Annotated in this window: 22 protein-coding genes; 7 read left to right on the top strand and 15 right to left on the bottom strand. The window is 42.0% G+C overall.

Annotated features, from left to right (window positions below; genetic code table 11):
• Positions 1-5: 5 nt before the first annotated feature.
• The 4 genes from QFZ73_RS16100 to QFZ73_RS16085 form a co-directional block, all read right to left on the bottom strand.
• Entirely contained in the window at positions 6-251 is a 246-nt protein-coding gene (locus QFZ73_RS16100) for a hypothetical protein (protein ID WP_307273108.1), read from the bottom strand.
• Complete coding sequence (locus tag QFZ73_RS16095) at positions 133-384, bottom strand: heterocycloanthracin/sonorensin family bacteriocin (protein ID WP_307268053.1); 252 nt, start codon at positions 382-384, stop codon at positions 133-135. The genes QFZ73_RS16100 and QFZ73_RS16095 overlap by 119 nt, the downstream gene beginning before the upstream one ends.
• Positions 385-700: 316 nt before the next feature.
• Positions 701-1,996 carry a uracil/xanthine transporter gene (locus QFZ73_RS16090; protein ID WP_307268049.1) on the bottom strand — a complete coding sequence of 432 codons (1,296 nt, stop codon included), beginning with the start codon at positions 1,994-1,996 and terminating at the stop codon, positions 701-703.
• 450 nt (positions 1,997-2,446) lie between these two features.
• Positions 2,447-3,514, bottom strand: coding sequence for an amidohydrolase (locus QFZ73_RS16085; protein WP_307272823.1), 1,068 nt, complete (start codon positions 3,512-3,514; stop codon positions 2,447-2,449).
• On the opposite strand from QFZ73_RS16085, the gene QFZ73_RS16080 reads away from it, so the two are divergent.
• Entirely contained in the window at positions 3,513-4,157 is a 645-nt protein-coding gene (locus tag QFZ73_RS16080; protein WP_307268047.1) for an SLC5/6 family protein, read from the top strand. The genes QFZ73_RS16085 and QFZ73_RS16080 overlap by 2 nt on opposite strands.
• 58 nt (positions 4,158-4,215) lie before the next feature.
• Here the strand turns inward: QFZ73_RS16080 and QFZ73_RS16075 are convergent, their stop codons facing one another.
• The gene (locus QFZ73_RS16075; protein WP_251430170.1) at positions 4,216-4,803 is read right to left on the bottom strand and encodes an NAD(P)H-dependent oxidoreductase; all 588 of its coding nucleotides are present in this window, start codon (positions 4,801-4,803) and stop codon (positions 4,216-4,218) included.
• A gap of 121 nt (positions 4,804-4,924) precedes the next feature.
• Here QFZ73_RS16075 and QFZ73_RS16070 point away from each other — a divergent pair, with 121 nt between their 5' ends.
• Positions 4,925-5,353 (top strand): MarR family winged helix-turn-helix transcriptional regulator, encoded by a 429-nt coding sequence (locus QFZ73_RS16070; RefSeq protein ID WP_307268042.1) that lies wholly within the window; start codon positions 4,925-4,927, stop codon positions 5,351-5,353.
• Between the two features lie 93 nt (positions 5,354-5,446).
• Here the strand turns inward: QFZ73_RS16070 and QFZ73_RS16065 are convergent, their stop codons facing one another.
• From QFZ73_RS16065 to QFZ73_RS16055, 3 genes are all read right to left on the bottom strand, one after another.
• Positions 5,447-6,904, bottom strand: coding sequence for a protein adenylyltransferase SelO (locus tag QFZ73_RS16065; protein WP_307268039.1), 1,458 nt, complete (start codon positions 6,902-6,904; stop codon positions 5,447-5,449).
• 539 nt (positions 6,905-7,443) lie between these two features.
• The gene (locus QFZ73_RS16060) at positions 7,444-7,716 is read right to left on the bottom strand and encodes a hypothetical protein (RefSeq protein ID WP_251430161.1); all 273 of its coding nucleotides are present in this window, start codon (positions 7,714-7,716) and stop codon (positions 7,444-7,446) included.
• A 724-nt stretch (positions 7,717-8,440) separates the two neighbouring features.
• Positions 8,441-8,590, bottom strand: a complete 150-nt coding sequence (locus tag QFZ73_RS16055; protein WP_251430157.1) for a hypothetical protein — start codon at positions 8,588-8,590, stop codon at positions 8,441-8,443.
• A gap of 321 nt (positions 8,591-8,911) precedes the next feature.
• Here QFZ73_RS16055 and QFZ73_RS16050 point away from each other — a divergent pair, with 321 nt between their 5' ends.
• On the top strand, positions 8,912-9,604 hold the full coding sequence (locus QFZ73_RS16050; protein ID WP_307268032.1) for an FHA domain-containing protein: 693 nt from the start codon (positions 8,912-8,914) through the stop codon (positions 9,602-9,604).
• 122 nt (positions 9,605-9,726) lie between these two features.
• Here the strand turns inward: QFZ73_RS16050 and QFZ73_RS16045 are convergent, their stop codons facing one another.
• On the bottom strand, positions 9,727-11,487 hold the full coding sequence (locus QFZ73_RS16045) for a hypothetical protein (RefSeq protein ID WP_307268028.1): 1,761 nt from the start codon (positions 11,485-11,487) through the stop codon (positions 9,727-9,729).
• 228 nt (positions 11,488-11,715) lie between these two features.
• Here QFZ73_RS16045 and QFZ73_RS16040 point away from each other — a divergent pair, with 228 nt between their 5' ends.
• Both QFZ73_RS16040 and QFZ73_RS16035 read left to right on the top strand, forming a co-directional pair.
• On the top strand, positions 11,716-12,363 hold the full coding sequence (locus QFZ73_RS16040) for a hypothetical protein (protein ID WP_307268025.1): 648 nt from the start codon (positions 11,716-11,718) through the stop codon (positions 12,361-12,363).
• A 43-nt stretch (positions 12,364-12,406) separates the two neighbouring features.
• Positions 12,407-13,105 (top strand): hypothetical protein, encoded by a 699-nt coding sequence (locus QFZ73_RS16035; protein ID WP_307268022.1) that lies wholly within the window; start codon positions 12,407-12,409, stop codon positions 13,103-13,105.
• Positions 13,106-13,504: 399 nt separating this feature from the next.
• On the opposite strand, the gene QFZ73_RS16030 is transcribed toward QFZ73_RS16035, so the two are convergent.
• Positions 13,505-14,470 carry a quinone oxidoreductase family protein gene (locus tag QFZ73_RS16030; RefSeq protein WP_307268020.1) on the bottom strand — a complete coding sequence of 322 codons (966 nt, stop codon included), beginning with the start codon at positions 14,468-14,470 and terminating at the stop codon, positions 13,505-13,507.
• A gap of 120 nt (positions 14,471-14,590) precedes the next feature.
• Positions 14,591-14,737, bottom strand: coding sequence for a hypothetical protein (locus QFZ73_RS16025; RefSeq protein ID WP_141994063.1), 147 nt, complete (start codon positions 14,735-14,737; stop codon positions 14,591-14,593).
• Between the two features lie 157 nt (positions 14,738-14,894).
• Between QFZ73_RS16025 and QFZ73_RS16020 the strand changes: the two genes are divergently transcribed.
• Positions 14,895-15,419: a GNAT family N-acetyltransferase gene (locus tag QFZ73_RS16020; RefSeq protein WP_307268010.1), complete on the top strand. Its 525-nt coding sequence runs from the start codon at positions 14,895-14,897 to the stop codon at positions 15,417-15,419.
• Between the two features lie 268 nt (positions 15,420-15,687).
• Here the strand turns inward: QFZ73_RS16020 and QFZ73_RS16015 are convergent, their stop codons facing one another.
• Both QFZ73_RS16015 and QFZ73_RS16010 read right to left on the bottom strand, forming a co-directional pair.
• On the bottom strand, positions 15,688-16,518 hold the full coding sequence (locus QFZ73_RS16015) for an STAS domain-containing protein (protein ID WP_307268006.1): 831 nt from the start codon (positions 16,516-16,518) through the stop codon (positions 15,688-15,690).
• A gap of 128 nt (positions 16,519-16,646) precedes the next feature.
• Positions 16,647-17,078 carry an Lrp/AsnC family transcriptional regulator gene (locus tag QFZ73_RS16010; RefSeq protein WP_230161112.1) on the bottom strand — a complete coding sequence of 144 codons (432 nt, stop codon included), beginning with the start codon at positions 17,076-17,078 and terminating at the stop codon, positions 16,647-16,649.
• Positions 17,079-17,228: 150 nt separating this feature from the next.
• On the opposite strand from QFZ73_RS16010, the gene QFZ73_RS16005 reads away from it, so the two are divergent.
• On the top strand, positions 17,229-17,813 hold the full coding sequence (locus QFZ73_RS16005; protein ID WP_251430138.1) for a DJ-1/PfpI family protein: 585 nt from the start codon (positions 17,229-17,231) through the stop codon (positions 17,811-17,813).
• Positions 17,814-17,967: 154 nt separating this feature from the next.
• Here QFZ73_RS16005 and QFZ73_RS16000 read toward each other — a convergent pair whose 3' ends face one another.
• Entirely contained in the window at positions 17,968-19,326 is a 1,359-nt protein-coding gene (locus QFZ73_RS16000) for an IS1182 family transposase (RefSeq protein ID WP_307267997.1), read from the bottom strand.
• A 547-nt stretch (positions 19,327-19,873) separates the two neighbouring features.
• Complete coding sequence (locus tag QFZ73_RS15995) at positions 19,874-20,044, bottom strand: hypothetical protein (RefSeq protein WP_251430132.1); 171 nt, start codon at positions 20,042-20,044, stop codon at positions 19,874-19,876.
• Positions 20,045-20,222: the final 178 nt, after the last annotated feature.

Genomic DNA, 20,222 nt, shown 5'->3' with positions numbered 1-20,222 from the left:
GCATTCTAAGTACTGCTTTCAGCACAGTACTTCACTTTAATCCTATGTACGGCAATTTGTCCCTTATGTCTAATACAATAAAGAAAAGTCCCTGCTGCACCGCAGGGACTTTTCTTTAGAAGACCTGAAACCTTAACCGCCGCAACGTCCGCAACGTCCGCAACGACCGCCGCACCCTCCGCAGCGTCCGCATCGACCACAGCGACCGCAACCAAAGCAACCAAAGCACAAGAAACAGCCAAAACAACCAAAGCAACCACCCACACCAATGAATTGTCGAGACGAATCATCCAAATTGTACTGGTTTTGCTCCCAAGGAACTGGCTGAGTTACCTGGAAATCATCGACATTCAGATTTTGCAATTGATTTTGAAACTCATTCATTTATATAACCTCCATGTATTATTTATAAGGTAATGCTTGGAATAGAAAGGGAAGCCAGAACGAAATGGTAAGGGAATTAACCCACGTCAAGTATTCCCTCCAACAAAATATGTAAAGGGAGCGGGTATTGCCACTGATTAAAAAGCCTATTTTCCCATTAAAAGACAAATGAAAAAACAGAAAACCAGAAGGTTAACACCCTTCCGGTTTTCATGATCGCCTCTTAAATTAAGTAATTACAAGTCACTTGGCATTTTCATTTTCCTTATTTCAATGGGATGATCCTTTATGTATAGCCATTACTTTCGAAGTCACATTAGTTCTGCAATTGTTCATAACGATTCCAGTTTACCGATTTTTCCAGCACGATTGATATCAATACTCCCATTATGAGCCCATTCGTCAAAAAGGGCTGTAAAAGCGTGGGAACGTTCGAAAATGCATTAGGCAGGATATTCATCAAACTCACTCCAATCAATACTGGTACGGCAAGCCTGAATATCGTGTCTGAAGTGAAATGCTGACCCTTGACGCTGTTGAAAGCCGTACCGAACAGTTGAAGGTAAGCAACGAACAATACTGCATTCCCGACAGTTATCGGCATGGTGGCCAGGAAAGAGATAAAAGGAGGAATGAGCCCAATTATGGTCAATAACATGCCTCCAAGTAAGAAGGGCCTCCGCTCATAGATTTGAGTGCTCTGCAAAAATCCGATGGATGAAGTAAAAGGTGTATACGGAACAAGGCCAAGCACCGGAGCGAAAATGGTAAAACCGCCAGTCATGAATAAAGAATTTCGATACTGCTTGTGTTCAGCATCATCACCGATTAATTCTGATGCGGCTTGAATGGAAGCGAACGTGTTGCATAAATTCAGTAATCCTGCAAAAAAGGAAATCGCTATTATCCCGAACTCCAGGTTTGGAGCACCTAATGGGAAAAATGAAAAAACGGCACCCGTCGATCCAATTTCCTCCCCGGCGTCCGTAAATAGCAGCCCGTAAAAAATCCATCCCACTATAATCCCGATCAATATGGAGAAATTGCTTATGGTCCTTGGTCCTTTTATCTTTAATATACTTACTAAAAGTACAATCCCCACTGATAGGAAACTGACCGGGATGTTAATTTCCCCATTCTCCGTAATCCCCAGCATCCCCTTAAAAAAGACAAAAATGAGCTGGAACGTCAGAAGGAATAAATAAACCGTCATGACCATGGGAGTGAAAATCTTCTGAACATAAGAAATCAGGTTGAAGGCAGAAATAATGAGGGTCACGACACCAGCTGCAATGAGGCCAGTAGCTATTCCCCCTCCTATCTCGGCATAACCGAGCCCTATGGAGGGTGCAGATAACCCTAAATTTAACATCACTCCCCACAATAGACCGGAGTGCCCTTCCATAAGTGGATACTTATGCCCCTTCCACCCCTGAAACACGCAAGCAATCCCGGTGAAAATGAGCGAGCTTCTCATGGTCATTTCCGTAACATTGGGAGGAAGATCAAAAGCTGCGCCAATTGATATGGGCACTACTACCGTATTTGCAAAAATAAAAAACAACCATTGAAAAGAAGAAAATAGAGTCACAGAAGATCTCCAACTTTTCATAGATTCCATCTCCTTTGAACATGATACTTTTCAAGCTCATGGTGAATTTCAATTGCCCTTCGCTTTAACAATGGCGATGGGACAACATCATGTTAATAAACGCGGTCCCCGGATGGTCCTGCTGCCTTGCCGGACACATGATCAATGTCATATGACCTTTGCAGACCCATGCGAAATGATAACGTTACCATTAATAGTAACAAAGACTGCCGCTCCCTGCTAATTTGTCGGCTTGACTCTGTAAGGCAAATGGACAAGCAGAAGCCAGCCCGGTTAAAGTATATCGGGCCACAACGATATGACATGGAGGGCTAACCAATATGGCCAACAAAAAATCACTTCCACAGCATATAATATAGGTTAGTAAAAGTACACGGAAGCGGAAACCTTTCAAAACCCAAAACGAAAAAGGAAATCCGGAAGTATCCAGAAATCCTTTTTCGTTTAGTCTTACTGTTCAATTGACTGCTTTTGTTTATATAGTGAACCGGAAACCAAGTTTCCCTTGTAAATGACCGCTTTACGTTCAGAACGCCTGGCAACTGCCTCTGCAGAACAGCTTGCGTCAATTAACACCAGACTTGCAGCATCCCCCGCTTTCGGCCATACCTGGTTACCCTTTTCATCCAATGGGGTCTTTCCGCCAGTTATATACCCGAGTGTTCGGGAAAGCGAGACTTCATCAATCCATTTGAAACGTTCTGCGAGCCTTCCTGCTCTCTCCAAGATGTCACCATTCCCAAGAGGTGACCATACATCAAAGATATTATCATTTCCTACCGATACTTCACCCCCTCTTTCATGTAATAAATCAACAGGGGACATCTGCCTGTTAATAGGGACACTGGTGACGATGGAAATCCCCGCATCCCCCAGAATGTCAGCCAGCTCATAGGCTTCTTCCCTGGATACGTCCCCGATACCGAAAGCATGGCTTAATGCTACCCTGCCTTCCCAGCCCGCTTGCTTGGTCAGAGCTGCCAAACGTTTCATGGTGAACGTGCCCAGATGGCCTGGATCATGTAAATGCAAGTCCACATCAGCGTTCGCTTCCACTGCTAAATCCATCAATTGGTCCAGCGATGCTTCAATATTGTTATCGACTGTGGCTGGATCCACCGCCCCGACGATTCCTGCCCCGTTTCGCAATGCCTCCCTGACAAGCTTGACAGAACCGGACCGCAACAATCCGTGCTGCGCAAATGCGACTATTTCTGAACTGAGTCTATTAGAATAGCCAGCAAGCGCCTGTTTTACTTGCTCTAAGTTTTGCAATCCTACTTCCGGATAGTTATCAACATGAGTCCGTATATGTGCAGAGCCAGAAGCTAAAAGGATCTCCAGTAAAGATTCTGCACGTTTACATGTGCTTGTTGCAATGGAAGGCAGGACCCTCTTCTCATTTTCAAAGCGTTCAATGACACTTGAAGAGGGAGTGCACGCCCTCCAAACATCCCCCATCAGTGTCTTAATCGGCCAGTTTTTCTTTGACCTGACATCATGGCAGCGATTATTCATGATGGAAATCAAAAAGGTTCCATTGACATTCTCTTTATCTGGCCTTATATGGATCATCTTCCCGCTCTCCTTTTCATCCCTGTTCATCATGGTTATCTTTACGGGCGGCTTCACTGATATACACTCGATTCTGGCTGGATTGGCAAACAAAATAACCACACCATTCTTTTTCATCCTTTTTGTGCTCTGCGCTTTCAGTGCAATCACCTCAACATTCGGTGCCTGCCTGCATTCATTGGTAAGCCTGATCGTAGGCAATATTCTTGAACCATTAAAAACAAAAAAAAGCGACCAGCAAAAAATAAGGATGGCCTGCCTGCTTTCAATCTGTATTGGAGGATTGGTTTTCGTTGCTACACTCTTCTATTCCCCAAACCTATTGGAGCTCTTATTTTATTCAGGCAATATATACTCGGCACTGCTGGCTCCAATCCTGGTTATCGTATTCAGTAAAGGGAAAGTGGCTGATTACATACCGATAAGCGCGGTCCTGGCCATTGTGGCTTCATACATCATCCAGCCTTATGTAAGTGAATTCCAAAGCATATGGTTTAGTGGTTTAGCTTCATTGTCGATCCTAGTGATTTGTACGATCCTTACGCTTATTAAGAACAAATGGAGATTCGTGAAAACAAAACTATGAATACGGCAAACCCCATTCATTATGCATGAATGGGGTTCTTCTTTAATCTCGTAAAAACTTAGCTAGCCACCTTTCTGAAATACCGATAAACCTTCTCTAGCTTTTGAGTTTGTTTCCCCTTTGGGCTTTCCATATTTCCGAATTCGAAAAACTTCACTTTTTTGATTCCGACAAAATTGAATAAGGCTCTTTTCATCAATATTTTATGTGAATCATTCAACCAGAGAAGCGGATACTTTGCAGGTCCCTTCATCGTGGACACACATACGACCGACTTTCCTTTTAGAAGGCCTTCCGGGAACAATCCCTTTTTATCCCTGTAGGCAAAATTCGCAGAAAATAATTGATCAATGTACCCCATCAGCATTGCCGGGGGCCTCCCCCACCAGATCGGATAAACAAAGACAATCTTGTCGGCCCAAGTAATTTGATTTCTATATTTTTCAAGCTGAGGATCACGATGCATATCTCGCCTTCGTTTATGCTCATTGAACTCCAAGAGCGGATTGAAGCCCTCTTCATATAAATCCAAGACCTGCAGCCCCTTTATGTTCGGGTTCTCCTTACTTCCTTTGACGACTTTTTCTAAAAAAGCATGGCTTAGGCTTTTATGATTTGGATATGTGTAGATGACCAGCATGTTCATGACGTACCCCCCTATTTACTTATCATTTGATAACAATCATATAACATCATCTTTTTTATTGTCAAATGATAATTGTATTTTGATAACACTTTTGGTATCTTCTCAGTAAGAGGTGAAAGTTTTGGACAAAAAAGCTCTTTTTGAAAAAATGGTCACATTTACAACTTCCGTACATCAAGTCACACACGAATTGACACAAAACGCCAAATCCGATTCCGTCACGCCCGTGCAATATAAAATTCTTGAATATATAACAGTCAGTCAGCCTGTCACACCAAGTGAAATCAGTGACTGTCAGCATATCTCCATGCCTAACACGAGCCGTGAATTGAAAAAATTAAGCGGAAAGAATTTAATTAAAAAAATAAGTGATTCGGAAGATAGACGGAAACAATACATCCGCCTCTCCAAAGAAGGGGAAATGATGATGAACGAGGCTTTCGCAATCGTAGAATCCCGTTTCCAAAGCCGGCTGCAACATGCATCAAAGGAAGATTTAGCGGATATTGACCGTGCCCTGGACATTCTTCAAACAAAACTTTTTTACTAATGAATACACAAAAATGGCTCCCGCAATTGAAGTTGACAACTGATCAACTTCAACCGCGGGAGCTCCTTCATTATCTCCATGCACGTTTTATTATCAGGTACCGCAAAAAGTCCGGTAAGGTTTTGTTGACTCAGGCAGTGCGGCGTATTCTGCTTGTTTTTCGCAGTGTGCATAAGGATTTGCAAGAACATCCAACAGCCGTTCCATCACGCTGTAGTCCTCTTTTTCCACTGCCGCCTCCAACGCCTCTTCCACCCGGTGGTTCCGCGGAATCACTGCAGGATTGCTGTTCTGCATCAACTGATTCGAAGATTCCTTCGATTCCTTCTGCCTTCCCAGTCTCGCCTGCCAGAGCTCTTGCCACTGAGCGAATTCCGGTGTCCCGAAAAGGACCGTATCCTCCATTTTATCAAAGGTCAAACCACGGAAGGTATTGGTATAGTCGGCACCATGCTTTTTCATCATGCTGAGGATGCCATTAATAAGGGCTTCATCCTGTGTCTCTTCGTTGAATATCCCCAGTTTCGCCCTCATTCCCGCTAACCAATTAGCGTGATAAAGATCATTAAAAACGGAAATCTCATCTTGGGCCAGCGTAACCGCCTGATCCTCATCATCATGCAGCAGCGGCAATAGGGATTCAGCGAATCGTGCAAGATTCCAACCCCCAATTACCGGCTGGTTACCATAGGCATAGCGGCCTTGCCTATCAATTGAACTGAATACTGTTGCAGGATCAAAAGCATCCATGAAGGCGCAAGGGCCATAATCGATGGTTTCCCCGCTAATCGTCATGTTGTCGGTATTCATCACCCCATGGATGAAGCCAACCAGCTGCCATTGGGCAATAAGCTTGGCCTGACGCTTGATCACTTCCTGAAGGAGCGCAAGATAACGGCCTTCACCGGCTTCAATATCTGGAAAATGACGCTTTATTGCATAGTCGGCAAGTGTCCGGAGTTCCTCGACCGTACCCCATTTTGCACCGAATTGAAAGGTTCCGACACGAAGATGACTCGAAGCCACACGAGTCATGATGGCACCAGGCAGCCCCGTTTCACGGATTACCGTTTCACCGGTCGTCACCACTGCCAGACTTCGGGTGGTGGGAATGCCGAGCCCGTGCATCGCTTCGCTGATGATGTATTCGCGCAGCATCGGTCCAAGTGCAGCCCGGCCATCGCCACCGCGGGAGTATGGCGTTCTTCCCGGACCCTTCAGCTGGATATCATACCGCTCGCCTTGAGGCAAAATCTGCTCGCCAAGCAGTATCGCCCGGCCGTCGCCTAACATATTAAAATGCCCGAATTGATGACCCGCGTAAGCTTGGGCAAGAGGCGAAGCACCTTCTGGAACCTCGTTGCCGGCAAACACCGCCACGCCATCATCGCTTTGCAGCTTTTGAACGTCCAAACCAAGGGATGCAGCCACACGATCATTGAGAATGATCAACTCCGGTGAACGTACAGGAGTCGGGTTCGTGCTCGTGAAAAATTTTTCCGGAAGACGGGCATAACTATTATCTAAATTCCATCCAGTTTCATTTGTCATGGTTTCTCCTTTTCTTGTTTTGACTTTATTGTATAAAGGTCTTTCTCTCATGATTCAGGTAATAAACGTCAAAAACCACAGGTGCAGTCCATTTTAATGTCTACTTCTGCCAATTAATTATACCGTCTAAGGATAAAAATGGCTCTTTTAAAGTCATGTAAAATCAATGGCCCCTCACGGAATTTCATAAAACGATTTTGTGAAGCGCCAATACCTCGTTGTCCCTTAGAAATAAAGAAAGCAGGTACCCTTAATGGGTTCCTGCTTAAGAATATCTTAGTCGATTCCCGTTTAAAATTGTGATACGGTTCAGCGTGATTAAATGAAATCAGGACGAAAGAAGTATGATTTCCTGATTGATTCCATCCACAGAACTTTTCAGTTATTCATTATTAAGCTCATCCCCATTAATAATAATCATAGCATTTTGTTTCCCACTATTTAAAACTAATTTGATGTTTCCTTCTCCAGACAATGATTCAAATGAACGAATTGCATCGCCTTTTATTTTTTCAGGGATTACCTTTTCTCCCTTTGAATTAATTACTTATACATTCTATTTCACCACCAGCTTGATCGTTCTTTATTGAAATTGTATTTTTTTCTTTTAAAATAGTTTTTATTTCTAGCGTTTTCTTTTTATGAAGGTTGCCTGAGATACTCATATCAGCCACCAATTCTTTTGAGTCTTTTAAATATGTTGTATTAATTTCAATTCCATCCCGTGCCATTGTTCCTGAATCTGTTAAGGTATTCATTAAGATTAGTCCAAGCAGCATGAAAGCACCTATTACCAATATTAATTTTTTCAAATACTATCATTCCCTCCTTTTAATTCTCTTTTCAAAAAATCGTGATAGGAATATTTTAAAAATTTCCAGCACCTCCCCTAAGTAATATTGCTACAGTAATGGTTAATATAGGTATATTTTATTATAAAAATAACTTATTTTATGAAAAAATCAACAAAAGCGCGAGCCTTTAGTTTTATTTTCGCCATAAAATAAGGAAAAGGGATGTTATAAATTCGCTTATGCAAAAAAGCCGCCGTTGATTCGGCAGGCTTCAGTTTGTCGACAAAAGGGGGTTCGGAATGGTCTCATCCCGAACCATGATTTTAATGAGACTTGGTTATCCTTCATGGTTTTTTACTTTTCTATATGAATGAAACCCTCATTGGATTGAAGATTTGCGACACTCCTGCCGAATAACTGGCTAGACGAGTCCCCACAGACGCTTGCGGCGGGGAGGCTTGGCAGACAGTCGGCGGAAAGGGAGCGGATTTCTGAAATCAACTGGAACGTTTTTCAAAGAAAAAAACTGTAGGCAAACTCGCTTTCTACGAATTTGTCTACAGTCTGAAGCCTGCCGTTGATCCGGCAGGCTTTTTATATCATCTATGATTTTCACAAACAGGTGAACAGAAACTTGCTAATCGTGTGGAGGATTCATGTTTTCAGCATGCCTCCCCCACCTTTTTCTGTCTTCTTCCTTCCCGCTTCGTCTCCAACATCCCTCTCCCAATCCAGGATATGCTTAATTCAGTAAAGTCAGGCTGATAAAGGCAATGCCAAATATACAGTACAGAATGAGGGTAAAGGGCTGGGGAAAAATAATATATACCATCATGCTAATGATCATCAGCAGGATGCTGAAGGCATTTATCCTATCTCTCCACATACTCACCTTTGTCAACTCCTTTTCCATTGCGTTCAAGCGTAAGGTACATTTTCATCGCATACTTCTTCCGGTGCTGCCTGGTCGGCTTTGAGGAAACGCCATAAAAATTCTCCTCCCACAGTCAAAGCGAATATCAGCAAAAATAGAGTTTCTTCTTCATGTTATAATGGCTGTGTGCCTAATTTGTATTTTTTCATTTTTCGTTAGTAAGTAAGCGACTGATAATTTATAATTATAAAATTGAACCCACTAAACAGCCATGTAGCCAAAATGATAAATCCATAAAAATAATTTAAATATTCAGACTTTTTAAGGGGTATGAAGTGAATGATCTATAAAACTTTCAAGGTTGTATTGAGGACCATGCACAAAGGCCAAACCGAGGAATTCGCCTATGTATTTGAAGGGAAAAGCCTGCTGATCGGACGAGCAAGCCAGCACTCCAAAGCTGATTTCAGGCTTTACAATGACTTTGTTTCCAGGGAACATTGCCGGATTTATATGGAAGAAGGGCAGCTCCTCATTGAGGATTTGGCAAGCAAACACGGCACTTCCGTGAACCAGATGCCGCTAGTACCGGGCAATCCCTGTCACATTGAACCGGGAGATTCGATTACTTTGGTCAATGGATTGATTGAATTCATAATCTCCATCGACAACGATTTAACAATGGATTTCACGCCGGTGAACCCCGAATTCCTGCAAACCGTCGCTATCAATGAGCACCTTCAGACCGTGATCATCAATGAAGAAGCACCCATTAAAATGCCGACAAAGGAATTCAATTGCTTTAAGCTGCTTTATGAGAAGTTGGACAACCTTATTTCAAAGGAAGAGATTGTCCAGCAAGTATGGCCAGAGAGAGTCGGTGATCCCGAGCAAATTGTGACGGCAGAAGAAATCGCTTCACTTCTGTACCGGGTGCGGAAACGGATAAATGGGCACTTCGCAATAAAAGCCGTCATTCAAAAGGGATATTATATGGAATCCATCCATTCATTCAATCTATCGGACTTATAATGACAATCATTCGAAGACATGAAAAAAAGCATTGCGGATAACAATGCTTTTTTTCATGTTTATATTGGAGATGGCAAGCAGATATCCACTCTTCCATCATTCCGTTGTCCACTGGTCCATTATCACTTCTTTGGTAAGTCCAGATTAGTGAATTCATCGACTGGAACGATGTCTTCTTCCATATCCATCACCTTCAGCACAACCCGGTCTCCTACATTCGTCAACACAATATCAGATAGCGCATTGACACCAGGGTCCACCGAGAACCTCTTGGCATTGCCTTCGACGATTAAATGGAATACGTATCCATTTGAGAGATTGGCATCATTGATCCTTATTACCTTCCCCTTTATTTCTTTCATTTCAAATCCTTTTTGAGGCGTCACACCGCTGACTTTCCCTAAAGAGGCAATCAGTTTTTTATAATTACGGAAAGCTTCGTCTTTCGTTTTCCCAAAGACCACTTGAGGATTATCGCTATTGGCGTAAACGATCGCCACACCTTGGAACTTGCTGCCCTTTGTAACCGGAATGACATAAGTGGGAGCACCGTAAATCGTATAGAAAATTCCATTAGTGGCTTTCCAGCCTGGATATTTAGACAAAAACTCACTCGCATTGGCGTTGGATTTTGCTTCCTTTCCAGTTAGAACGGACGTGACGCCTTTATAGTACGTCATTTCACCGGTTTTGGCATTGAAAACACCATAACCTACAAGGGTTTTGGAGTTGCCTTTTGATTTAGCCCGGGTAAAGTCCACTACATAAATCAATTCGCCTTTTTCGTTAAACGTAACTTGCATATTATCCTCATTAGGAATCAGGACATCTTTCTTCGGCCCAATCAGGGACTGGTTTTTCCACCCGTGAACGTATTTTCCCCAGTAGGTCCAATATTCCAGGGCTGTTTCCAATGTGAATGTCCTATCCACCCATTTAGGTTCTTTTCCTTTTGGATAGTATTTCGTGTCCCCCGTTTCCGGATTCACCAATACCACCCCGTCCACTACGGGACCGCTGCGGTATTTCAAATAATGTCCAACTGAAGCTACGAAGAAGGGCTTTCCATCTTCGTTCGGTTCCAAATATGAATCATGGATGACTTTATTCGGATATGCCTTGCGGATGGTCCTTTCCAAATCACGGTCGAGGTACTGTGAAGGAGCATACAGCATCTTCCCTTTGACAGTACTTGCCCCTTTATCCGTCGATACGGCGGAAATCAGATTATAACCTGGCGTGTATTCCGCTTTCCCTGCTTTCAAAAACCCGTCCATTTCAATTGGTGATGTATAAGCCAATTCATCATTTATATTGGTTAGACGGTATTCGCCTTCAGTGAAATATGATGCATTTTCAATTTTATTAATCGCTGCATCGCCTTTTGCGTCAGCCATTTTCACTGTAACAAGCAGCATGGTTTTTATATCTTGAACTTCTTCCAGCTCTTTTTTCTTATCTACCTTCGCCAATCCATGCAGATCTGCGGCAAAAGTGATCGGGTAAAACAGCGTGATGACCCATGCTGCAATCAAAACGACACCTATCAAACTGTTGAAATATACGTTCCAAGGTGTTTTTGGTTGCTTCGCCGCTTCATTTCCCCTCCGGTTCCGTCGGGTACTCGAAGATTCACGCGCACTGTACATATACATTCTTGAATCGATGATGAGAATGAGCCCAAGAATAATGGCAAAACTCGAAAAGAATGCAGCGGCAGTAAGATCCAGCAGCATGATATCGATAACGAAAAACAATAAGGCAGCAGAAACTAAAAGTCTCAGCACTTGTTCAATGAAAAAAGGTATTTCCTTTTTGGTGATTGCGTTTGTCCATCTCTGCGGAATCAAGGAAAGTCCCAATATGGCAAATGGTATTTTCATTAAAATTCCTTTCAAGATGAAAACGAGTAGTGAAAGTATCATGGTTTTAAAAATCTCTCCTTGTCATGTATGTTCCCATTTACCCATTTTATCATTTTTGTACAACTAATTTACTATTTTTTGAATATATCGAAATAACGTCAAAAAACTTCCAAAACGATTTACTCCAACGATGCTACTTTTACCGATTTAATGTTTATATAGACTCTAGAAAAGGATGGATGCCTTATGATATATGAAGAAACTTACCAATACCTATTAAGGAATGTATCTTCCACTGAATTCGATACGTGTTTGTACGCCTTGCTCCACAGTGATTGGGATGGGGTCATCCAGAGCCCGCTTCATATGATGGCCCGAGGAGTCGGAACGACAGAAAAGTACTTAAGGCAGATCATCAATAAATTCACCTCACCACAAGGATCACTAAAAAAAGTGTTTGTGCCTGTTCATCAAGGTGAAGATATTTTTTATAAGTTTAACCTTGGTCCTGCAAGTAATCTTGGCTATAACAGGAAGACGGACCATTATTGCAAGAAATACCGTTTCTTTTATAGCGATGCTTTCAAAACCTTAACGATTCATGGCAAACGGCTGCTGCTTATGGGTGCTTTCCGAATGTCTGTTTTGAAGTCTGAAGAAGTACTATTCGATTATAATGAATTCGTTCCTGATTCCAGCTCGCTATTCACAAGGCAGCGCTTATTGGATGCAGTCGATGCAATCCATGACGCTTTAGGCGATTTAGTGACGATTTCTTTTGCGAGCAGGGCTTTTTCAAAGAAAGAAGTTCTGGTATTCACCTTTACCGAAGGCGTCTTGGGGCAGTATAAGGAAAATAGGGCTGAACGGACATTGTTGCGGAGAACGATTTAACTCTGGCTACCTTGGGCATATCAATGATTCTGTATGCAGGGAATTGGAACGGGTCGGCAAATATATTTTCCGTTCATTTCTGCAAGAATCGACAAACATCTCCAATGATATCCAAAAGGAACTGCAGAAGTTAGCCCGTTTCGTCTATTCTCATTCTCTTAAGAAATTTGGCCAGGCGCTTCCTGCCAATAAGCAGTTACTTCTTGCCCCAAAACAAGCCTCTGCTTATTTAAGCAAGATCATATACAATGAAACATTGGAACAGATGGTCAAGTATGCCCACCAGGCAGAATCCATCAAAAGCCTGCTTGAACGCGTTCATTTTCATAGAAACATCTCCGAGAAAGCTCTCTGCCGGGAAGTGAATGATTTAGAAATGGCTGAACATATCGAGCCCATTCTCCATAAGTACCATCAAGCCGACTTCGTTCGCCATGTGCTGAACGGCTGGTGCGAAACATGGCTCATTTCCCGTGTAAAGACTGTGACCGAAGAGTTTCGGGCAAAAGGAAAAAGGAAAAGTACCGATAATGATAAGCAGGTTGCTGCCGAGTATATGACGCGCATTAGAAACGACACATATGGCCAGTTGGACAGGCTGTTGACCTTGCTTCTTAAATTCGGCAATCATGCAGTGGCCCCAGCTGTCCGGAACTTTCCTCTCACAAAGAAAAAGGAAACCCTCCAATCCTATTTCGCGATCCAAAAGGAGCGTCTCGATGTTCTCTCCATTTCCTCTTAAAGTCACACGCCTTAAGCCTTTTAATATGTCATATGTTTTCCAAGAGAGCGGATCCGTTCTCTTTTTTTTGCTTGTAACGAAAGCCGACTGTGGATTGCAAAATGAAGATTGTGGTTTGGTGATTGGACCACTGTGGATTTCACCTCTGAATTCGTGTGTTGCATATGGATCTTGTGGATAAGGGAACTTGGGCAGCAGGTTGTTTTGATGGCAGGCCATAACCCCTGTAAGGGCAAGGGCATTTATTATGGAGTTATTCCAAGGGTCTTAGAATGGGTCTATATAAAGGAACTGAAAAAGGTTCTGATCATCAGTATGAATAAGGTGTTGAATGCGGCAGGCCACTATTCGGGTAAAAGAAAATGGGCCCCATTTAGAATGGAAAGCCCACATGACCTGTCATGGTATTAATAATATTTTCCCCGAACTTTTCCGGCTTTCAAGAAGTCTATGTGCATCCAAACCATTTTCCAACGAAAAAAGTGTCGATTCCTTGATGAGGATTTCCCCTGATAGAATCCATTGGAACAGCTCTGCTGTTCTTCTTGTCCGTTCTTCATGGGTAGTCAGGACGTTCCAAAGGTCTCCGCCTATCAATGCCTTGGATGTATCCATTAACATTCTGGGGTCGATTTTCTCTGGATCACCGCCTGCCATCCCAAAAAACACCACAGTTCCTCCAGTCCTGGCCGCCTCGAAACTATCCATCAAGGTTTGACCCACTGATTCATAAACGACATCAACGCCTTTGCCGCCGGTTACATCCTTAATGGAATCCCCCCAGTCAGATCCGTAAAGGAAAACATGATCAGCGCCCATTTGTTTGGCAACAGCCGCTTTATCATTTGATGAGGTCAAGCCAATGACCTGACCGCCCTTCATCCTGATCATCTGCGTCAGTAATTGACCGACTCCACCTGCAGCGGCATGGACCAGAATGGTTTCCCCTTCTTTAACTGAATGGCTGTCATGAGTTAAATATTGGGCAGTCAATCCTTGAAGTAAAACGGATGCGGCCGTTTCAAAGGAAATGCCCTCAGGCAGCGGTAACAGTTTATCAGCTGGAACTGAAACCAGCTCCGCATTGGCATGGGGAACATCAGCGAATCCGACACGGTCACCCGCTTTCACATGATGAACATCTTCCCCGACATATTCGATGACACCTGCCCCTTCATAACCTAAAATGAATGGGGGATCACCCACCAAATGATAATTCCCTTTCCTTCTATATACATCAGCAAAATTCAATCCGATCGCTTTCATTCGAACGATCACGGCTGATTTTGAATGTTCAGGTTCTGCAATTTCCCTTACAGACAGGACTTCCGGTCCGCCGAAATCATCAAAGACAAGTGCTTTCATCATCCTGACTCCCTTCAATGGTTCTTTATTCTTTAAGATATAGGATGAACACTTTGATGGCAAGAAACACAAATAACCGCCCTGCCTTTTAAGGCTAGAGCGGTCACAAAGTTTGACCCATCAATCGGTATTGGAACCAGGGCCGTTCTTTCGTTTATTCGCAGAGTATTCTTTACCGTGTGCTTCATGTTCTGCAATGATGTCCGCTTTCGGAATATGGTTATTCTTTTTCGGTGAACCGGTACGGTTACGATGTTTTTTTCCCATGATCTATCTCCCCTTCATAAGGCAATTTATTACGTTTTCTAATGTTAGCTTGTCCGATTACCACCGAAATTACCGGCAAAAAAGGCACTTCATAATAAAGGAAAAACCTTCGTGGAGACCGAATAGATAGAAAACTGATTTATGAGGAGGGAATAATATGTTTCCTGTATTGAACACGGAAAGGTTACGCTTACGGGAGATTCATGAAAGTGATGCGGAAGCTCTTTTCCAATGTTTATCAAAAGATGAAGTCACCCGCTTTTATGGCCAGGACTCATTGGAAAATGTCGAACAAGCGAAGGATATTGTAGCATCATTTGCGAAAAACCATTGTGAAAAACGAGCTATTCGATGGGGAATTGAAAGAAAAGATACACAAGAATTGATTGGCACCATCGGTTTTCATGCCCACAGTCCCAAATACAGACGGGCGGAAATCGGATATGAAATCCATCCTGCGCATTGGCGCCAGGGATTTACGTCAGAAGCTCTTAAAGAAATTATCGCTTACGGTTTCAACGACCTTGATTTAACCCGCATCGGCGCGGTCGTTTTTCTGGAAAACCAGCCATCAAGTAAGCTATTGGTTAAGCTCGGCTTCATCCAGGAAGGCATATTAAGGAGTTATATTTACCAAAACGGCATCCCTCATGATACTTATGTCTATTCCTTGCTGAAGTGAAACGAAAACCCTCTCTTTGGAGGGTTCCATTGAAGAAATTTGCATCACCCTGCCGAACGGCAGACAGTCGGCGGAAAGGGAGCGGATTTCTGAAATCAAACTGGCTTTTCTACTACAGACTAAAACCCTCTTTCATAAAGATACCAAGCATCCGTTCCCCATTCCATTTACTTATTCGAGTCGAAAAAAACAACAAATAAATTTCCTTAATATCCCGAATTACCCACAAAAAAAAGTCACCATAACATGGCGACTCCCACTTCACGATTTAGGTGACTACAAGATAGTCCTTCAAGGCCTGCTGCAGCGTCCCTTTTGTTTCTGCTTTATTATCGAGCTGAATCCCTGAACGGATCATTTTCGTAACAACTTCAGGGCGTAATCCAGTCACCACAGCTTTACACCCCATCATTGCCGTTCCATCGAGGATTTTCATTAAATCATTGATCATTTCAACTTCCATTTCAATGATACCGGATAAATCCAAGATCAAGGTCTGTATCCGCAGCTTCCCTATCTCCATCAATACTTTTTCTTCAATTATCCGTATTCGTGTATAATCGATTGTCCCAATTAACGGAAGCACACAGGTTGTGGAATTGACTGGAATGATCGGGACGGATAGATTTTCCACCAAGTTTTGCTGAGCCAGGATCAATTTGTCTTTGTAATCGGAGTAACTTACGAAAAAGGATTTAAGAAATTCATCAACCTTTTCATTCACTTTTTTCTCTAAATCAAAAAAGACCTTGGAATCCTCAATAAACACTTCTTTTTCTTGTTCGAACTTATAAAGAAAGGTCCAAAGCGTTCTGCGGAGGGCCTGAATCCATTCCAGCTTGAATGAAAGCGTCATCGAGTGGGTCGCCCACGTAACTCCCTCTTTTTCGGCAAAGGCAATCATATCCGTTTCATTCTGTTCCACTATATAACGGATGAGCTTGTGTGCATTATTCAAAAGGTCGACATTTCCAATCAGCAGGATTTCTTCGATTTTATCCCTGACATTGACCGCTGCTGATAAAAGATACTCTTCAAACTCACTTTTATTCTCCAAAAGGAATTCCATTATTTTATCTTCCTCATAAATAAAACTCAATCTTCTCCACTCCCTTTTGTAACTTTCAACTGTGATTTTTGTTACTATTTACTTTCTATATTGGTGGAGTTTATTCCTGCAAATTGTTCATATATAAAAGAGATGGCAAGTAAATGGATTAAAACCGGTTATATTTCCTCGCCTGAAAATACATTCTTCGATGTGGAAGAAAATATCAGATGGGTGGACGATTTCCCATATTTAATGGCTTCATCTACGAAGTCTTCCAGCGTTTCCATGGAAAATGTACTTATTTTAATAAGATAACTGTATTGACCGGCTAACCGGTGGCATTCGAGAACTTCCGGATGGCTCAAGCTAAATTGATAAAAGTCTTTGCATCTATCCGTTTCGAATAATATGAATGCTGTTATGCTCCTATCAAGTTTTTCAAGGGATATTTCTGTTTTATATCCTTTTATCACTCCGCTTTCCTCTAATTTATTCACACGTTCTTTGGTTGCTGGAGCCGTTAAGGAAACTTCATGTGCCAGTTCTTTCATTGACATGCGCCCATTATTCTCCAGTAAGGAAAGTATTTTTTTATCCGTTCGATCCATGTCGATCACCCTCACTTTTTATTATTAATAAAAATCTATTAAATACATTATAAAATAAACAGAAGCGAGATGATTACATAATTAATCGTATGTATTATGGAATTTCAATTTTATATAATAAATACAAATATAAATAAGGGGGATTTTGCTATGAAAAAAGTATTGATGCTGCTATCCAATGGATTCGAAGCGGTTGAAGCAAGTGTGTTTACGGATGTATTGGGCTGGAATAAATTAGAGGGTGATGGTACCACTGATCTGGTTACAGTGGGACTTCATGAACAATTGAAATGCACATGGAACTTTATCGTGCAGCCCGAATTGACCCTCGATCAAGTGAACCTTGATGACTTCGATGCTTTGGCCATTCCAGGAGGTTTTGAAGAAGCCGGTTTCTATGAGGATGCCTATGATCAGAGGTTTCTTGATGTGATCAATTATTTTCATAATAAAAACAAAATCATTGCAACCATCTGTGTTGGTTCTCTCCCGTTAGGAAAAAGCGGGATATTGAATGGAAGAAAGGCCACTACGTACAACCATCCAACCAGTAAGAGACAGGGGCAGCTAAAAGATTTTGGTGCGATTGTCGTTAATGAACCGATTGTCGTTACGGACAATATCATTACATCCTACAATCCTTCCACAGCATTCGATGTTGCCTTTACGCTCTTGGAAATGCTCACTTCAAAAGAAAATTGTAAACATGTGAAGGAATTGATGGGCTTCCATTAAAAATGCGCTGATGAAAAAAGGTTCCGAATGAAATCGGAACCTTTCAGTTTGTAGACAAAAGGGGTTCGGAATTAAAAAATTCTGAACCCCTTTTGAAATTCCCTTTGAATTTTCGCCTAAAGTTAAGAGATTGGGGCTCTACGAGCCCACTATGTTAGGCCATTTTTGGACCTCGCCATGTCCAATTGGCCATCTTCTTTAAATTAATGGCAGCGAAAGTAAGCATCGCCTGCATCGACAATTTTTTAAGTCCCCTTAAAGTAGTCCAACGCATACCATGCTTTTCTTTTGCATCTGCGAATACACGCTCAATCGTTTCTTTACGTTTTGCATATATAGGTTTTACATCTTGATGATGACGCAGATGATCTGCTTCTTCCACATGTGTTTGCCAGATATGCCGTGTCACCACTTTTTGACAGTCTTTGCTTTCTGTACACCGAGATAAAAATGAGCATGTTGTACAAATTTGTTTTGGCGATTTGTACTCGCGATAGCCCTCTTTATTTGTTGTTGAGTACTTTAAAGTTTCGCCCGAAGGGCAAAGGTAACAATCAAAATGTTCATCGTATACATAGTCCTGTTTGCGGAAAAATCCTTCTTTGGTGCGAGGACGTGTATAAGGTAAAGCCGGTATGATTTCTTTGTTAAATAGGTAGCTTGTAATCGCTGGTGTTTTATAAGCTGCATCTGCGGCAACGGCTTCCGGTTTTCCAACTTTCTCAATCACTTGTTCAACTAGTGACTCTAAGATCTGACTGTCATGTGTATTTCCAGGTGTTACAATCGTTCCCAATACAAAACCGTTGCGGTCTGCGGCCGCGTGGAATGAATAGGCAAACTGTTTTGTTCGTTCATCTTTCACATAGTAGCCACTCTCAGAATCCGTTGTACTTTCTTTAATCTCTTTGGTCTCTTCTTTATCAAATTTATCTGGTGGAAAAGGCTTTTTTCCATGGTTTTCACGATCTTGATTGATTTCTTCTTGAAGACGTCCTTGATACGCTCGTGTTTCTTTACGAACGATTTTCTTTTCAAATTTCCGTTTATTCGCACTGGCTTTCACATGTGTGGAATCCACGAAAACGTGTTCAGCACTTATTAACTTTTTATTAGCAGCTGTCATTAAAATGCGATAGAAAATCTGTTCAAATAGGTTTGTATCTTTAAAGCGTCGCTCATAATTTTTCCCGAACGTAGAGAAATGAGGTACTTTATCATGGAAACCATAGCCTAAGAACCAACGGTAAGCCATATTGGTTTCAACTTCTTCAATCGTTTTACGCATGGAACGAATACCGAAGGTATATTGAATGAAAGTCAGTTTAACTAAAATAACTGGATCAATACTTGGGCGTCCTACCTCTGAATACATATCTTTCACCAAGTCATAAATGAAAGTGAAGTCAATGGCAGCCTCCATTTTACGAACCAAATGGTTCGGTGGCACCAGTTGATCTAAAGTAATCATTTCAAGTTGATCTCGCTGAATAGAATCATGTTTAGAAAGCATCCTCATCACCTCAAGTTTTAATACTTCTATTTTAAAACAAAAATGACTCCAGGCAAAAGTGTTCTATCTAAAAGGTAAGACAAAGTTGATTGGAACGGAAGGTACGAGACTCCTGCGGGAAAAGCGCGTCTAGGGGAGACCCCGCAGGCGAAAGCCGAGGAGGCTCCCCGACCGCCCGCGGAAAGCGAGTGCCTGGAGTGGAAATCAACGTCCAAATTGTACAAGCCATAAAAATAGACAAACTCGATTTTCATCGAGTTTGTCTACAGTCTGAAAGGTTCCGAATGAAATCGGAACCTTTTTCACGTTACTTCCAATGCCAATGAACGGGTTTTCATGTATTCACGGAACTGTTTTATTGATTCTGGCAGGACTCTATTCGTTGCATAATCGATTATGACATCATACTGGCGAATGACATCCAGACTATCCAGCTCGCCATTTACGCATTTACCTTCAACGCTTTATATGTTTTCCTCAAGCCATTGTTTACGGTTGTTTCTGATATTTTAAGTAAGCATACTGTTTCGCTATGCTTACAACAATACTATTTATCAGGAGTTTCCGATGTGCCTTCCTCACTGTTTTTGAGGTAAACTTCAGAAATTCCATTCATACCTTCCAATAGTTGGGCTTTAGTATATTCCATACTGCCAACCAGTTTATGAAGCTTCTTATCATTATTCTCTTCTGTAAGTTCAGATTCTGAATCAGTCACATTTTTCACCTCCAACATTTAGGATGGCAAATCAAGATGGAAATATGTATGATAGGAGACGATGATAGATAACCTCTTAAAGTCCTTTTTAGGTAAGTAATGGGATCTCCCATTAGAATCTATACTTCAAATAAGCAGGAAAAGATTATTTTATGAATCTTTTTTAAAAAATCAGCTG

This window comes from Peribacillus sp. V2I11 (assembly GCF_030817135.1).
Classification (GTDB): domain Bacteria; phylum Bacillota; class Bacilli; order Bacillales; family DSM-1321; genus Peribacillus; species Peribacillus simplex.
Note: the sequence above shows the minus strand (reverse complement) of the source record. Positions and strands in the feature narration are given on the sequence as shown.

Coding starts and splice junctions, on each gene's coding strand:
- QFZ73_RS16080 (WP_307268047.1), top strand. CDS start 3,513: ATGATGGAAATCAAAAAGGTTCCATTGACATTCTCTTTATCTGGCCTT.
- QFZ73_RS16030 (WP_307268020.1), bottom strand. CDS start 14,470: ATGAAAGCACTTGTCTTTGATGATTTCGGCGGACCGGAAGTCCTGTCT.
- QFZ73_RS16045 (WP_307268028.1), bottom strand. CDS start 11,487: ATGAAAATACCATTTGCCATATTGGGACTTTCCTTGATTCCGCAGAGA.
- QFZ73_RS16090 (WP_307268049.1), bottom strand. CDS start 1,996: ATGAAAAGTTGGAGATCTTCTGTGACTCTATTTTCTTCTTTTCAATGG.
- QFZ73_RS16000 (WP_307267997.1), bottom strand. CDS start 19,326: ATGCTTTCTAAACATGATTCTATTCAGCGAGATCAACTTGAAATGATT.
- QFZ73_RS16020 (WP_307268010.1), top strand. CDS start 14,895: ATGTTTCCTGTATTGAACACGGAAAGGTTACGCTTACGGGAGATTCAT.
- QFZ73_RS16085 (WP_307272823.1), bottom strand. CDS start 3,514: ATGAATAATCGCTGCCATGATGTCAGGTCAAAGAAAAACTGGCCGATT.
- QFZ73_RS16005 (WP_251430138.1), top strand. CDS start 17,229: ATGAAAAAAGTATTGATGCTGCTATCCAATGGATTCGAAGCGGTTGAA.
- QFZ73_RS16025 (WP_141994063.1), bottom strand. CDS start 14,737: ATGGGAAAAAAACATCGTAACCGTACCGGTTCACCGAAAAAGAATAAC.
- QFZ73_RS16050 (WP_307268032.1), top strand. CDS start 8,912: ATGATCTATAAAACTTTCAAGGTTGTATTGAGGACCATGCACAAAGGC.
- QFZ73_RS16065 (WP_307268039.1), bottom strand. CDS start 6,904: ATGACAAATGAAACTGGATGGAATTTAGATAATAGTTATGCCCGTCTT.
- QFZ73_RS16010 (WP_230161112.1), bottom strand. CDS start 17,078: ATGGATCGAACGGATAAAAAAATACTTTCCTTACTGGAGAATAATGGG.
- QFZ73_RS16075 (WP_251430170.1), bottom strand. CDS start 4,803: ATGAACATGCTGGTCATCTACACATATCCAAATCATAAAAGCCTAAGC.
- QFZ73_RS16040 (WP_307268025.1), top strand. CDS start 11,716: ATGATATATGAAGAAACTTACCAATACCTATTAAGGAATGTATCTTCC.
- QFZ73_RS16095 (WP_307268053.1), bottom strand. CDS start 384: ATGAATGAGTTTCAAAATCAATTGCAAAATCTGAATGTCGATGATTTC.